Here is a 13,137-nt window from a genome sequence, read left to right as displayed (position 1 = left end):
GCTGGTCCGGGTGCCGCGCGCGCCCGGACCGCCCCCGCACGACGACGGCGGGCCCGGTCTTCGGACCGGGCCCGCCGTCGTCGTGGTGGGGGAGAGCGGCGCCGACGGGCGCCGGGAGCGCGTCCCCCGGGGGTCTCAGCGCTTCGCGCGCAGGTCGCGGCGCAGGTAGTGCCACGCGAGGACGCAGCACACGATGCCGTTGAGGAGCCCCACGACGACGTCCGCCGGTCCGTGGGCGCCGCGGTAGAGCCGCGAGAGACCCACGCCGAGCGGCACGAGGCAGCACAGCACCGTCACGACGACGCGCAGGACCGGGTTCGTGATGCGCTGCGCGAGCAGGGCGAGGGTCAGGTAGAACGCCGCCGACGCGCCCGTGTGCCCCGAGGGAAAGCTGGACGTCGGGGGCGCCTCGTCGAGCCGCGAGACGTCGGGCCGCTCGCGCCCCACGACGATCGACGACGTGAGGAAGATCAGCGCCTGGAGCGCGACGGCGAGCGCGGGCACGAGGGCGAACCACCACTGCCGGGTGCGCCACCACACGAGCGCGACGGTGAGCAGCGTGCCGCCGATGATGAACTCGGTCGTACCGATGAGGGAGAGCACGTCGGTGACGGTGTCCCAGAACGGCGTCCGCCGTTGCTCGAACCACCGGTTGACCGCGACCTCGCCCGGCAGGTCGCCGAGCGGCCCGGTGACGAGGAAGCCCGTCGCGACGATGACCACCCACAGCACCGCTCCCGGGAGGAACGCCCGCAGGCCGACGTCGCGCAGCACCTCCTTCGCCGTGGGGCGGGTCGTGTCCAGCTCGTAGCGGTGCACGAAGGGTTGCATCAGACCTCGTTCCTGGGAGTGTCACCGGAGGGACGGCCGGACCGCGCGGCGGTCCAGCCGTGGTAGCCGACGGCGGACGCCCCCGCGACCGCGCCGCCGAGGAGGATCCCGCCGACGACGTCGGAGGGGTAGTGCGCGCCGAGCAGCACGCGGTCGGCCGCGGTGACGAGGGCGAGCGCCGTCGCACCGCCGACCACGGCGACGCGGCCTCGCCGCCCGAGCAGCGGCCAGACGAGCACGCTGAGCGTCACCCCGACGGCCGCCGCGTTCATCGCGTGCCCGGAGGGGAAGCTCGCGCCCGGCACGGTCGACACGGCGTCCTCGAGGACGGGCCGTGCGCGGCCGACGACCTCCTTCGCGCCGAGGCCGAGAGCCCACGCGCCCCAGATCGTCCCGGCCGCCCAGGCCGCGCGCGACCCGAGCCCGTGGCGCCGCCACGCCCAGACGCACACGCCCATCGCGGCGAGGTTCATCCACCGCGCGGCGAGCGCCTCCTGCCCCACGAGGAGCACGCGCTCGAGCGCGGGGCGCTCGCCGGCGAACCGCGTCGCCGCGGCGACCGCGGCGCGGTCCGCGTCGACGACGACCCCCGACTCCGCGCGCACGAGCCACGCGAGCGCGAGCACGGGAAGCGACGCCGCGACCCCGTACGCCGCCGCCCGCCAGAGGGCGCGGTACGGGGTCCGGTCGGCTGGCACCCCCGGACAGTAGCGGCACCCCCGCGTCGTCGCGCGCGGGAGCCGGTGCCCCGCGTCAGGCGGGGAGCGCCGCGACCGCCTCGATCTCGACGAGCGCGCCCGGCCGTGCGATCCCGACCCGCAGGACGGTCACGGCGGCGGGGTGCTGGCCCCAGACCTCTCCGACGGCGGCGAAGCCCTCCATGAGGTCGGCCTCGGGGTCGAGGTAGACGGCGAGCCGCGCGACGTCCTCCGGCCCGGCGCCTGCCTCGGCCAGCACGGCGAGGACGTTGCGCAGCGCCTGCGCCGTCTGGGCCGCGATGCCGCCCTCGACGATCGCGCCCGCGGCGTCCGTGCCGTTCTGACCGCCGACGTAGAGCGTGCGGCCGGTCTCGACGATGGTCCCCTGCGAGAACGCGGGGTTGCGGTGCAGCCCGGGCGGGTTGAGGTGCGTGACGCTCTGCGTGGCCATGGTCGTCCCCTTCTGCGGTCCCGGTCCTGGTGCTGCCGACGCTACGCCGTGCCCCCGACAGACCCCCGGCAGGCCCCCGGACACGACCCCGAGACGCCCCCGGCGGGTGGTCCGCGCGGCTCCGACGGGCCGGTCCGGCGTCGGCTGTGTAGGAAGGAGGGGTGAAGCAGTCAGCAGGGCTCGTGCTCTACCGGTTCCGTGACGACGCCGTCGAGGTGCTCCTCGGGCACATGGGAGGCCCGCTGTGGGCGCGCAAGGACGCGGGCGGGTGGACGATCCCCAAGGGCGAGGTGGAGCCGGGGGAGGACGAGCACGCGGCGGCGCTGCGCGAGTTCGCCGAGGAGCTCGGCGTCCCGGCTCCCGCCGGCGCGGCGCCGGACCTCGACCTCGGCACGGTGCGCCAGCGCGCGGGCAAGCTCGTCGCGGCGTGGGCGCGGGAGGCGGACCTCGACGTCACGACGATCGCGAGCAACACGTTCGCGCTGGAGTGGCCGCCGCGCTCGGGGCGCATGCAGGAGTTCCCGGAGCTGGACCGGGCCGGCTGGTTCGCGCTCGCGCGCGCCCGCGGGCTCGTGGTCGCGGGCCAGGTCCCGCTGCTCGACCGGCTGGAGGAGCAGCTCGCGCGCGAGCCGGCGCAGAGCACGACGACCGAAGGATGACGAGAGCCCGGGACCGCGGTCCCGGGCTCGTCGAGCGGGAGGCGTCAGCCGAGCAGGTAGGGCGCCGCGGCGAAGCCTGCGGCGAGCCCGACGAGCGCGACGGCGACGGCGGACAGGTGCGAGCGGCGCGCACGGCTCGCGGTACGGCGGGCTGCGTCGGTCACGGTGGTCATGACGGTCCTCTCGTGGGGGGCGGTTCCAGGGAGAGGGACCACGTCAGACGCGATCCATGACGCGAAACCCGGCCGTCGTGGCGCGATCTGCGTCACACCGCGGCGGCCGAAACGCGCCAACCCTGGTGCAGCATCGTGCACCAGGGTTGGTCGGCTCGCGCGGCGGAGCCCCGACGGGCCCGTCCGGAGGGTCAGACGCGCAGCACGAGCGCGTCCCCCTGACCGCCGCCGCCGCACAGCGCCGCGGCACCGACGCCGCCCCCGCGGCGACGGAGCGCGAGCGCGAGGTGCAGCGCGAGCCGAGCGCCCGACGCGCCGACCGGGTGGCCGAGCGCGATGGCGCCGCCGTCGGCGTTGACGACGTCCGCGTCGATGCCGAGGTCCGCGACGGACTGGAGCGCGACGGCGGCGAACGCCTCGTTGATCTCCACGAGGTCGAGGTCCGCCGCGGCGATCCCCTCGCGCTTCACGGCGGCCTCGATGGCCCGCGCCGGCTGGGAGTGCAGCGAGTTGTCGGGTCCCGCGACCTGCCCCGCCGCACCGATCTCGGCGAGCCACGGCAGGCCGTTGCGCTTCGCGAAGGCGCGGCTCGCGACGACGACCGCCGCCGCGCCGTCGGACAGGGGCGAGCTCGACCCGGCGGTGATGGTCCCGTCCCGCACGAAGGCCGGGCGCAGGCGCTCCAGGGCCTCGAGCGTCGTGTCGGCACGCACGCCCTCGTCGTGCTCGACGACGACCGGCTCGCCCCGCCGCTGCGGCACCTCGACGGGGGCGATCTCCTCGGCGAGGCGCCCGGCGTCGCGCGCCGCGGCGGCCCGCTGGTGCGAGCGCAGCGCGAACGCGTCCTGCTCCGGGCGGCCGATGCCGCGCGTCGTGCAGCCGCGGTCCGTGAGCTCGCCCATGACCTCGCCGCTGAACGGGTCGTTCAGGCCGTCGTGCGTGAGCGAGTCGGCCATCGTGACGTCCCCGAACGCGAACCCGGAGCGCGACCCGACGACGAGGTGCGGCGCGTTCGTCATGGACTCCTGGCCACCCGCGACGACGACGCTCGCCTCGCCCGTGCGGACCAGCCGGGCCGCGTCGATGATCGCGGTGAGGCCCGAGAGGCACAGCTTGTTGATCGTCACGGTGGGCACGTCCCAGCCGAGGCCCGCGAGGATCGCGGCCTGGCGCGCGGGGCCCTGCTTGGCGCCCGCCTGCACGACCTGCCCGACGATCACCGTGTCGACCTGCTCCGGCGCGACGCCCGCGGCCGCGAGCGCGCCGCGGATCGCGTGCGCGCCGAGCTCGGCCGCCGAGAGCGAGGCGAGCGCGCCGCGGAAGCGCGCGAACGGGGTGCGCGCGCCGTGCAGGAGGACCGGGGTGACCTCGTCCTCGGGGGTGACGGCGGCGGCGTCGGGCAGGGGGCTGGCGTCGGTGCTCATGGGACTCCGATCCGGGGAGGGCGAGGAGACGGGGCGAACAGGAAGGAGCCCCGGCGCCGCGAGGAGGGGCGAGCGGCGCCGGGGAGCAGGGGGAGGGCGTGCGCCCTCGGGACCGTCAGACGAACGCGGAGACGCCCGTGATGTCGCGCCCGACGATGAGCGCCTGGACCGACTCGGTGCCCTCGTACGTGTGCAGGGCCTCGATGTCGGCGAAGTGCCGCGCGACGCGGTTCTGGAGCAGGATCCCGTTGCCGCCGAGCAGGTCGCGCGCGCTCGCCGCGACCTCGCGCGCCCCGCGGGTGCACGTGTACTTCGCGAGCGACGCCTGCGGGCCGGTGAGCGTCCCCGCCTCGTCGAGCCGCGTCATCTGCGCGACGAGGAGCTGGAGCTGCGTGATCGTCGAGAGCATCCGGGTGAGGCGCTCCTGCACCATCTGGTTCGCGGCGAGCGGGCGCCCGAACTGGACGCGCTGCTTCGCGTACGCGACCGCGGCCTCGTAGCACGCGACCGCGTGCCCGACGGCGGCCCACGCCACCCCGAGGCGCGTCGCGAAGAGCACGCGCGAGGTGTCCTTGAACGACCGCGCGCCCGGCAAGGCGTTCTCGGCGGGGACGAACACGTCGTCGAGCACGACGTGCGCCTGCCAGATCGCGCGGAGCGAGACCTTGCCGGTGATGGTCGTGCCCGTGTAGCCCGGGGTGTCCTGCGGCACGACGAACCCGTGGACCTGACCATCGCCGTCGTCGCCGACGAGGCGCGCCCACACGACCGTGACGTGGCCCGACGACCCGTTGCCGATCCACTTCTTCTCGCCGTTCAGCACGTAGCCCTCGACGCCGTCGCGCGTCTCCTTGCGCGCCGTCGTCTCGAGCGAGACGGAGTCCGAGCCGTGGGTGGGCTCGGTGAGCGCGAACGCGCCGAGGATCTCCCCGCGCGCCATGGGCTCGGCGTACTTCGCCCGCTGCTCGTCGGAGCCGAGCATCTGGATGCTGCGCAGCGCGAGACCGCCCTGGACGCCGCAGATCGTCGCGACGGAGCCGTCGCCGCGCGACATCTCCATGGCGGCGAGGCCGGCGGCGAGCTGGCTCACGTGCGGACGACCGTCGACGTCGACGCCGTCGCGCAGCAGGTCGAGCTCGCCCATGCGCTTGACGAGGTCGAACGGGACCTCGGCGCGCTCCCAGTAGTCGTCGATGACGGGCAGCACCTCGTCCTGGACGAACTGCCGGACGCGCTGCAGGTGGGCGCGGTCCTCCTCGGTCGCGTCGGCGAACGCGCCGGCGTAGTCGAGGTCGAGCGGGGTCGCGAGGTCGTAGGTGGGCTCGGTGACGCCGGGCATGATCGGGGTGGTGGGCATCGGTGCTCCCCTGGGAGGGCGGCTGCGGTCGGTCGACCGTCCTCGACGCGCTTGCCCGGGGTGCGGGCCCGGCGTCGGCGGCGGTCCCTCCCATAGTGCAGCGATACCCCGTCTCAGTCAATCGAGACGGGGTATCGGGGTGGGTGGGCCGGGTGACCGGCGGGTCAGGCGGGGGCGCCCGCCGCCGCGGCGTCCGCCTCGGCAGCGGCGGCCGCGCGGCGGTTGACGCGCCACCACACGAAGAACCCGACGAGCGTGAACGCGCCGTAGAACACGTACATGAACGCGGACGCGTAGAAGCCGGCCGAGATCAGCAGGGGCACGCCCACGACGTCCACGGCGACCCAGATGAGCCAGAACTCGACCCAGCCCTTCGCCATGCCGTACGTCGCGAGCAGCGAGCCCATGAATATCCACGCGTCGGCCCAGACGGGCTCGTACGACTCGAGCGCGCGGAACACCGGGGTCAGCAGCGCCGTGCCGCCGACGAGCGCGACGACGAGGAACACGCGCTGGCGCCACGACGCCCAGCGCGGCACGACGGCGACGCCGTGGCTGTCCGCGTCGGCGTCACCGAGCCGCGCCTGGGTCCTGCGCCACTGCACCCACCCGTAGACCGACACGACGACGAACATGGCCTGGCGACCGGCCTGGCCGAGCAGGTTGACGGGGTTGGGCGTCGCGAACACCGCGCCGAGGAACACCGTGAGCAGCAGCAGGTTGCCGACGATGCCCACCGGCCACGCCCACACCTTGCGCCGCATGCCGCCCAGCGCCGACGCCAGGCCGAATCCGTTGCCCACGATCTCGCGCCACAGCAGGTGCTGGTCGCCGATCGTCAGCTGCGCGTCGAACAGCGCGTGGATCAGGTCCATCGGATGTCCTCGTCCTCCCGGGCACGGGCGCTCCGGGGTGAGGGCGGGCGGCGGGGCCGGGCCACGAGGGCCCGACGGCGTCGCTCACCACGGCGAGACCGTGCCCCGTCGCGCGGGCTCGCGAGAGCCCGGCCGAGGACGGCCGCGCCGCACGTGCTTCCTCCCATCCGGACTGTCACCGTCGGTCCTGGAGTTCCACCAGGTCAACCGCGCGTGGGCGCGGGTCGCGGACTGTCACCGCCGGCTCGGAATTGCACCGACCCCGGAGCACGTTCGTGCGTACTGCGTTCTGCAACCGCCGATGCTACTCGCGCATTCCCCGGGCACGGGACTCGTCCCGCACCGTCCCACGGACTGGAACACGGGGCGGGGCGGGAGGGGTCAGGCCAGGGCGTCGCGGACGGCGCGCGCGACGTCGTCCGCGACGCCCTGCGCGTCCGCGTCGGCGTCCACCACGGTCACGACGACGCGGCGCGCCGCGGGCACGCCGTCCCCGTTGCGCTCCTGGGCGGCGGCGTCGGGCGCGGCGTACCGGCCGACGGCGGCGCGCCGCAGGTCCGCGAACGCCTCCTCGAGCTGGGGGCGCAGGTCCTGCTCGGGGGAGCGCAGCCACCGGCGCAGGAGCGCGTTGTGCACGGCGACGACGGACGCCGCGAACGCGATCGACGCCGTCGAGCGGCGCTCGTCCGGCGGGAGCGCGTCGCGCAGGTACGCGGTGAACGCGCGCTCGTAGCGGTGGGTCGTCACGAGCTCGCGGTCGCGCAGCGCCGGCACCTGCTGGAGGAGCTGCCAGCGGGCCAGGGACGTCTCACGCTGCCCGACGTGGTGGTCGAACACCAGCCGCGCCGCGCGGCACACCTCGAGGTACGGGTCGACCGTCGGGTCGGGCGTGAGGTGCCCCTCGGCGTCGGGCACGGGCCGCGTCGCGGCGAGCATGACGACGACCTCGTCGAGCAGGAGCTCGTGGTCCGCGAAGACCACGTCCTCCTTGGACCCGTAGCGGCGGAAGAAGGTGGCGCGGCTGACCTGGGCGGCGTCGGCGATCTCCTCGACGGTCGTCTGCTCGTACCCCTTGCGGGTGAAGAGCTCGATCGCTGCGTCGACGGCCTGGGCATGGGTGCGGCTACGGACGTCGGTCATGCACCGGACGGTACACCGGTACCCGGCGCTCGCCCGGCCCGGGGGCGGTGGCCCTGGGGTGGCGCCGGGTGCGAGGCTGGGGCCATGCCGGACCAGCCTCGCGTGCACGCGATCCACGTCGCGAAGGCCCGTCGGCTGCCGACGCGGGTCGTCGCGTCGGTCGAGGCCGAGGAGGGCAAGGGCCTCGTCGGCGACCGGTACCACGGGTCGAAGCACCGGCACGTGACGATCCAGACGCTCACCGACCTGGCCGCCGCCTCGGCGGACCTCGGGCAGGAGATCGATCCCGGCCTCACCCGTCGCAACGTCGCGCTCACCCACGGCGACCTGCCCACGAAGCCGGGCTCGTTCCTGCGGATCGGGGACGTCGAGCTCCAGGTGCTGCGGATCGCCGCGCCGTGCCGCCTGCTCGACGACTGGATCGCACCCGGCGCGATGCGCGCGATGCACGCGCGGGGCGGCGTCGTGTGCCGTCTGCTGTCGTCCGGCACGGTCCGGGCGGGCGACGTCGTGGTGTGGGACGCGGCGGCCGCCGGCGGGGCCTGAGCCCCGGGGCGGCCTCCGGCCCGACGGTGGCCGGGCGCGTGCCGTCGGCAGCGGCGCCCGTGCTTCGACGGTAGACCCGTGGCGGCGCCCGCGTCGACGGCTGGGGCGGGTGAGACGACCTCCGTCCACAGCTCCGACGGTCGTCCACAAACCCGGTGCCGTGGGCCCCGCCGGGTGGCACCATGGCGGCCATGCTCGTGACCCTCGCCGCGACGGCGTCCCCCGGGACGCTCGACGACGCCACCGACCTCGGCTTCCTGCTGCACAAGCACCCGGACCGGGCGCAGGTGTTCGACCTGCCCGTCGGCCGCGCGCACGTCTTCTACCCCGAGGCGACGGCGCAGCGGTGCGAGGCCGCGCTCCTGCTCGAGGTCGACCCGGTGGGGATCGTGCGGAACAAGCGGTTCGGCGGCGGCGACGCGTTCGCGCTCGCGCAGTACGTGAACGACCGCCCGTACGCCGCGTCGTCGATGGTCGCGGTCGCGCTCGGCAAGGTGTTCGCGACGGCGATGAGCGGCCGGTGCGACGCACGACCGGCGCTCGCGGACGCCCCGATCCCGCTCGACGTGCACGTGCCGTCCCTCCCGTGCCGCGGCGGTGCGGACCTCGCACGCCGGCTGTTCGAGCCGCTGGGCTGGAGCGTCACGGCGACGGCGGAGCCGCTCGACCCGACGGTGCCGACGTGGGGCGCGTCGCGCTACGTTGACCTGCGCCTGCGCGGCACCCGCCGGCTCGCGGACGCGCTCGCGCAGCTCTACGTGCTGCTGCCCGTGCTCGACGACGCGAAGCACTACTGGGTCTCGACCGACGAGGTGGACAAGCTCGTGCGCGCGGGCGGCGGCTGGCTCGCGGACCACCCGGAGCGTGCGCAGATCCTGCGCCGCTACCTCGCGCACCAGCGTCGCTACGTGGAGGACGCCACCGCGCGTCTCGCCGCGCTCGACGGGGACGTCCCCGAGGAGGACGCCGCACCCGCTGCCGGTATGCCGGTCGGCGCCCCGTCGTCCGACGTCGGCCCGCAGGGCGCCATGACGGGGACCGGCGCCGTCACGGCGGGCGACGCCGACGGCACGCCCGAGCCGCCGCTCGCGCGGCAGCGGGCCGACGCGGTGCTCGCGGCCCTGCACGACGCCGGGGCACGGACCGTCGTCGACCTCGGGTGCGGCGAGGGCGCGCTCCTGCGTCGCCTCGCCGCGGACCGGACCTTCACGCGCGTGCTCGGGACCGACGTGTCGGCGCGCGAGCTCGAGCGGGCGGCGGTGCGCCTGCGCCTGCACGAGGCGAGCGACGCCGAGCGGGAGCGGGTGCGGCTCGTGCAGTCGTCGCTCACGTACGTGGACGACCGGGTGGCGGGGTTCGACGCCGCGGTGCTCATGGAGGTCGTCGAGCACGTCGACCCGTCGCGCCTCGACGCGCTCACGGCCGCGGTGCTGGGCCACGCCCGGCCGCGGACCGTCGTCGTGACGACGCCGAACGCCGAGTACAACGTCCACTACCCGAACCTGCTGGACGGCCCCGGCGGCGGGCGCGTGCGCCACCCCGACCACCGCTTCGAGTGGACGCGGGCGGAGCTGCGCGCGTGGGCGGCCGCGGCGGGGGAGCGCTACGGGTACGCGGTCGAGCTGCGCGACGTCGGCCCGCTCGCCCCCGACGTCGGGGCGCCCACCCAGATGGCGGTGCTGACCCTCGTCGGGGACGCGGCGTCGCCCGAGACCCCGGCGGCCCCGGCCCCGGCACGGACCACGGAGGAGGCCCGATGACCGGGCAGGCGACCGAGAGCGCGAGCCCGACCACGGGCGCGACGCCGACCGCGACCTCGACCTCGACCCCGAGCACGACGCGCGAGCTGCGCGTGCCCGCGTCGAGCCTCGTGGTGCTCGTCGGCGTGTCCGGCTCGGGGAAGTCGACCTTTGCGCGCGAGCACTTCGGGCCGTACGAGACGGTGTCGTCGGACGTGTGCCGCGGGCTCGTGTCGAACGACGAGAACGACCAGGCGGCCACGCGCGCGGCGTTCGAGGTCCTGGAGACCATCGTGTCCAAGCGGCTGGAGGCGAACCTGCTCACGGTCGTCGACGCGACGAACGTGCAGCGCGAGGCCCGCGGGTCTCTCGTCGCGCTCGCCCGCGCGCACGACGTCCTGCCCGTCGCGATCGTCCTCGACGTGCCGGAGAAGGTGGCGGTGGAGCGGAACGCGGCGCGACCGGACCGCGGGTTCGGCGCGCACGTCGTCAAGCGCCAGCGCGCGGCGCTGCGGTCGTCGCTGAAGACCCTCCAGCGCGAGGGCTTCCGCACCGTGCACGTGCTGCGCGGCGAGGACGAGGTGGCGGCGGCCCAGGTCGTGCGCACGCCCCTGCTCACCGACCGTCGCGACGAGCACGGTCCGTTCGACGCGATCGGCGACGTGCACGGCTGCCTCGACGAGCTGGTGGCGCTGCTCGGGGTGCTGGGCTACGCCGTCGTGCGCGACGACGCCGGCCGGCCGGTCGACGCCGTGCACCCCGAGGGCCGGCGCGCGATCTTCCTCGGCGACCTCGTCGACCGCGGGCCCGACTCCCCGGGCGTGCTGCGGCTCGCGATGGGCATGGTCCGCGCGGGGCACGCGCTCGCGGTGCCGGGCAACCACGAGCACAAGCTCGTGCGCGCGCTCGGCGGGCGCGACGTGAAGGTCTCCCACGGCCTCGAGACGACGCTCGCCCAGCTCGCCGCGGAGCCCGAGCAGTTCCGGCGCGAGGTCGAGGCGTTCTGCCGTGACCTCGTGTCCCACCTCGTGCTCGACGACGGTCGCCTCGTGGTCGCGCACGCCGGGCTCAAGGAGTCCTACCAGGGCCGCGCGTCGGGCCGCGTGCGCAGCTTCGCGCTGTACGGCGACACGACCGGCGAGACGGACGAGTTCGGCCTGCCCGTGCGCTACCCGTGGGCCGACGACTACCGCGGACGCACCATGGTCCTCTACGGGCACACGCCCACGCCCGAGGCCGAGTGGGTCAACAACACGATGTGCCTCGACACCGGGTGCGTCTTCGGCGGGAAGCTGTCCGCGCTGCGCTACCCCGAGAAGGAGGTCGTGCAGGTGCCCGCCGCGCGCGAGTACTACGCGCCCGCGCGCCCCTTCCTGCCCGATGGCGCGACCGGTCCCGGGTCGTCCGCGCGCGCGGACGACTTGCTGAGCGTCACGGACGTGCTCGGGCGCCGCGGCGTCGAGACGGCGACGCACGGGCGCGTGACCGTGGGCGAGGAGCAGGCGGCGGGGGCGCTCGAGGTGATGAGCCGGTTCGCCGTCGACCCGCGCCTGCTGCTCCACCTGCCGCCGACGATGAGCCCGGTCGCGACCTCGACGCTGCCCGGCCTGCTCGAGCACCCCGACGGGGCGTTCGCCGCGTACGCGCGCGACGGCGTCGACCGCGTGGTGTGCGAGGAGAAGCACATGGGGTCGCGCGCCGTCCTGCTCGTCGCGCGCGACTCGGGGCCGGGCGGCTCCCGCGTCGTCGCGGAGCGGTTCGGCATCGAGGCGCCCGGCGCCGTCCACACCCGCACCGGGCGGTCGTTCCTCGACGGCCCGACGACGGAGCTCCTCCTCGCGCGGGTCGCCGCGGCCCTCGACGCGGCCGGGACGTGGGACGCGCTCGGTGCCGACTGGGTCCTGCTCGACGCCGAGGTCCTGCCGTGGTCGCTCAAGGCCGACCAGCTCCTGCGCGACCAGTACGCGAGCGTCGGCGCGGCCGCGCGCGCCGTCATGCCCGCGGCGCTCGCGGCTCTCGCCGCGGCGGAGGCGCGGGGCGTCGACGTGGGCGAGCTGCGCCGTCGGACGGCGCGGCGCGCGACCGACGCCGAGCTCTTCGTGGAGGCGTACCGGCGCTACCGCTGGGACACGGGCGCGGTCGGCGACGGTGGGGGCGGCGGCGCCGACCCGCTGCACGGCGTCCAGGTCGCCCCGTTCCAGGTGCTCGCGAGCGGGACGGCCGGGCGACCGGGCTCGCCGGAGGTCACCGGAGCGACGTACGCCGACCGTGACCACCTGTGGCACCTCGGCGTCGCTGACGCGCTCGTCGCCGCGGACCCGGCGCTGTTCCGGGCGACGCGGCGCGTGGTCGTGGACCTCGCCGACGAGGCGTCGCGCGCCGAGGGCACGGCGTGGTGGGAGGACCTGACGGCGGCCGGGGGAGAGGGCATGGTCGTCAAGCCGCTCGCCAACCTCGTGCGGCGGCAGGGGGCGCCGGGCAAGGGCGGCGGACTCGTCCAGCCCGGCCTCAAGGTCCGCGGTCGTGAGTACCTGCGCATCATCTACGGCCCCGAGTACACCGAGGAGCGCAACCTCGAGCGCCTCCGCGAGCGGTCGCTGGGGCGCAAGCGCTCGCTCGCGCTGCGGGAGTACGCGCTCGGCCTGGAGGCGCTGGACCGGGTCGCGCGCGGCGAGCCGACGTGGCGCGTCCACGAACCGGTGTTCGCGGTGCTGGCGCTGGAGTCGGAGCCGGTCGACCCGCGGCTCTGAGGCGCCTCGGCCGCGCTGCGGGCGTCGTGGGGGCAGGGGTGCGTCAGCCGCCGAGGAACGCCTTCATCGCGAGGGTCGAGAAGAGCACCGCGCCGGCGGCGACGGCCAGCGCGACGACCCAGCCGTTCGCCCGCTCGACCGGGGGGACGGCGGGCCGACGCGCGGGGGCCGCGCCCCGCCGTCGGGCCCGGGACGCGCGGCGCGCGGTGAAGCGCAGGCCGCGCGCTGCCGCGCGGGCGGACGGCTGCTCGGGTGCGCCGTCGTGGGTGGGGAACGCGGTGTCCCGGGCGGGGGTGGGGGTCACGGTGCGCCTCCGGAGGTTGGCCGGCGCCGCTGACCGGCGCCGTACGGCCAGTCTTCCCCGCGGCGCACCCCGGGCGCGTCGCCCGTCCGGTGGATCCTGCGGCCTACCGGGGTGCGACCTCCGGATGACGAGCGCGTGGTCCTCGTGGCCCGCGAGGTGCACGCCCTCGCACCGCCGACCGCACGGCCGA

General features: G+C 75.9%; 13 protein-coding genes and 1 riboswitch. Of the genes, 4 read left to right on the top strand and 9 right to left on the bottom strand.

The window, feature by feature from the left end:
• Window positions 1-135: 135 nt before the first annotated feature.
• Genes B9L22_RS06915 through B9L22_RS06905 form a run of 3 tightly spaced genes read right to left on the bottom strand, consistent with a single transcriptional unit; the run spans window position 136 to window position 1,980 of the window.
• Window positions 136-831, bottom strand: coding sequence for a phosphatase PAP2 family protein (locus tag B9L22_RS06915; protein ID WP_076404469.1), 696 nt, complete (start codon window positions 829-831; stop codon window positions 136-138).
• Complete coding sequence (locus B9L22_RS06910) at window positions 831-1,529, bottom strand: phosphatase PAP2 family protein (RefSeq protein WP_086149801.1); 699 nt, start codon at window positions 1,527-1,529, stop codon at window positions 831-833. The genes B9L22_RS06915 and B9L22_RS06910 overlap by 1 nt, the downstream gene beginning before the upstream one ends.
• A gap of 55 nt (window positions 1,530-1,584) precedes the next feature.
• On the bottom strand, window positions 1,585-1,980 hold the full coding sequence (locus B9L22_RS06905; RefSeq protein WP_086149800.1) for a RidA family protein: 396 nt from the start codon (window positions 1,978-1,980) through the stop codon (window positions 1,585-1,587).
• A gap of 161 nt (window positions 1,981-2,141) precedes the next feature.
• On the opposite strand from B9L22_RS06905, the gene B9L22_RS06900 reads away from it, so the two are divergent.
• Window positions 2,142-2,639, top strand: coding sequence for an NUDIX domain-containing protein (locus B9L22_RS06900; protein WP_086149799.1), 498 nt, complete (start codon window positions 2,142-2,144; stop codon window positions 2,637-2,639).
• 44 nt (window positions 2,640-2,683) lie between these two features.
• On the opposite strand, the gene B9L22_RS20620 is transcribed toward B9L22_RS06900, so the two are convergent.
• The 5 genes from B9L22_RS20620 to B9L22_RS06880 all read right to left on the bottom strand — a co-directional run bounded on the left by B9L22_RS20620 (window position 2,684) and on the right by B9L22_RS06880 (window position 7,608).
• Window positions 2,684-2,812, bottom strand: a complete 129-nt coding sequence (locus B9L22_RS20620) for a hypothetical protein (protein WP_255179672.1) — start codon at window positions 2,810-2,812, stop codon at window positions 2,684-2,686.
• Window positions 2,813-3,003: 191 nt separating this feature from the next.
• On the bottom strand, window positions 3,004-4,236 hold the full coding sequence (locus B9L22_RS06895; protein WP_086149798.1) for an acetyl-CoA C-acyltransferase: 1,233 nt from the start codon (window positions 4,234-4,236) through the stop codon (window positions 3,004-3,006).
• A 115-nt stretch (window positions 4,237-4,351) separates the two neighbouring features.
• Window positions 4,352-5,593 carry an acyl-CoA dehydrogenase family protein gene (locus B9L22_RS06890; protein ID WP_043652250.1) on the bottom strand — a complete coding sequence of 414 codons (1,242 nt, stop codon included), beginning with the start codon at window positions 5,591-5,593 and terminating at the stop codon, window positions 4,352-4,354.
• A 164-nt stretch (window positions 5,594-5,757) separates the two neighbouring features.
• The gene (gene pnuC, locus B9L22_RS06885; RefSeq protein ID WP_086149797.1) at window positions 5,758-6,468 is read right to left on the bottom strand and encodes a nicotinamide riboside transporter PnuC; all 711 of its coding nucleotides are present in this window, start codon (window positions 6,466-6,468) and stop codon (window positions 5,758-5,760) included.
• A gap of 149 nt (window positions 6,469-6,617) precedes the next feature.
• Window positions 6,618-6,743: riboswitch (FMN riboswitch) on the bottom strand.
• Between the two features lie 106 nt (window positions 6,744-6,849).
• Window positions 6,850-7,608 (bottom strand): TetR/AcrR family transcriptional regulator, encoded by a 759-nt coding sequence (locus tag B9L22_RS06880; RefSeq protein WP_086149796.1) that lies wholly within the window; start codon window positions 7,606-7,608, stop codon window positions 6,850-6,852.
• A gap of 84 nt (window positions 7,609-7,692) precedes the next feature.
• On the opposite strand from B9L22_RS06880, the gene B9L22_RS06875 reads away from it, so the two are divergent.
• From B9L22_RS06875 to B9L22_RS06865, 3 genes are all read left to right on the top strand, one after another.
• The gene (locus B9L22_RS06875; protein ID WP_086149795.1) at window positions 7,693-8,154 is read left to right on the top strand and encodes an MOSC domain-containing protein; all 462 of its coding nucleotides are present in this window, start codon (window positions 7,693-7,695) and stop codon (window positions 8,152-8,154) included.
• Window positions 8,155-8,345: 191 nt separating this feature from the next.
• Complete coding sequence (locus tag B9L22_RS06870; RefSeq protein ID WP_086150189.1) at window positions 8,346-9,914, top strand: 3' terminal RNA ribose 2'-O-methyltransferase Hen1; 1,569 nt, start codon at window positions 8,346-8,348, stop codon at window positions 9,912-9,914.
• Window positions 9,911-12,643: a polynucleotide kinase-phosphatase gene (locus tag B9L22_RS06865; protein WP_086149794.1), complete on the top strand. Its 2,733-nt coding sequence runs from the start codon at window positions 9,911-9,913 to the stop codon at window positions 12,641-12,643. The genes B9L22_RS06870 and B9L22_RS06865 overlap by 4 nt, the downstream gene beginning before the upstream one ends.
• 43 nt (window positions 12,644-12,686) lie before the next feature.
• Here B9L22_RS06865 and B9L22_RS20200 read toward each other — a convergent pair whose 3' ends face one another.
• Window positions 12,687-12,947, bottom strand: coding sequence for a hypothetical protein (locus B9L22_RS20200; protein WP_086149793.1), 261 nt, complete (start codon window positions 12,945-12,947; stop codon window positions 12,687-12,689).
• Window positions 12,948-13,137: the final 190 nt, after the last annotated feature.

The sequence above is a fragment of the Cellulosimicrobium sp. KWT-B genome, from assembly GCF_002127155.1.
In the GTDB taxonomy this organism is placed as follows: domain Bacteria; phylum Actinomycetota; class Actinomycetes; order Actinomycetales; family Cellulomonadaceae; genus Cellulosimicrobium; species Cellulosimicrobium funkei.
Note: the sequence above shows the minus strand (reverse complement) of the source record. Positions and strands in the feature narration are given on the sequence as shown.

Coding starts and splice junctions, on each gene's coding strand:
- B9L22_RS06915 (WP_076404469.1), bottom strand. CDS start 831: ATGCAACCCTTCGTGCACCGCTACGAGCTGGACACGACCCGCCCCACG.
- B9L22_RS06905 (WP_086149800.1), bottom strand. CDS start 1,980: ATGGCCACGCAGAGCGTCACGCACCTCAACCCGCCCGGGCTGCACCGC.
- B9L22_RS20620 (WP_255179672.1), bottom strand. CDS start 2,812: ATGACCACCGTGACCGACGCAGCCCGCCGTACCGCGAGCCGTGCGCGC.
- B9L22_RS06895 (WP_086149798.1), bottom strand. CDS start 4,236: ATGAGCACCGACGCCAGCCCCCTGCCCGACGCCGCCGCCGTCACCCCC.
- B9L22_RS06890 (WP_043652250.1), bottom strand. CDS start 5,593: ATGCCCACCACCCCGATCATGCCCGGCGTCACCGAGCCCACCTACGAC.
- pnuC (WP_086149797.1), bottom strand. CDS start 6,468: ATGGACCTGATCCACGCGCTGTTCGACGCGCAGCTGACGATCGGCGAC.
- B9L22_RS06880 (WP_086149796.1), bottom strand. CDS start 7,608: ATGACCGACGTCCGTAGCCGCACCCATGCCCAGGCCGTCGACGCAGCG.
- B9L22_RS06875 (WP_086149795.1), top strand. CDS start 7,693: ATGCCGGACCAGCCTCGCGTGCACGCGATCCACGTCGCGAAGGCCCGT.
- B9L22_RS06870 (WP_086150189.1), top strand. CDS start 8,346: ATGCTCGTGACCCTCGCCGCGACGGCGTCCCCCGGGACGCTCGACGAC.
- B9L22_RS06865 (WP_086149794.1), top strand. CDS start 9,911: ATGACCGGGCAGGCGACCGAGAGCGCGAGCCCGACCACGGGCGCGACG.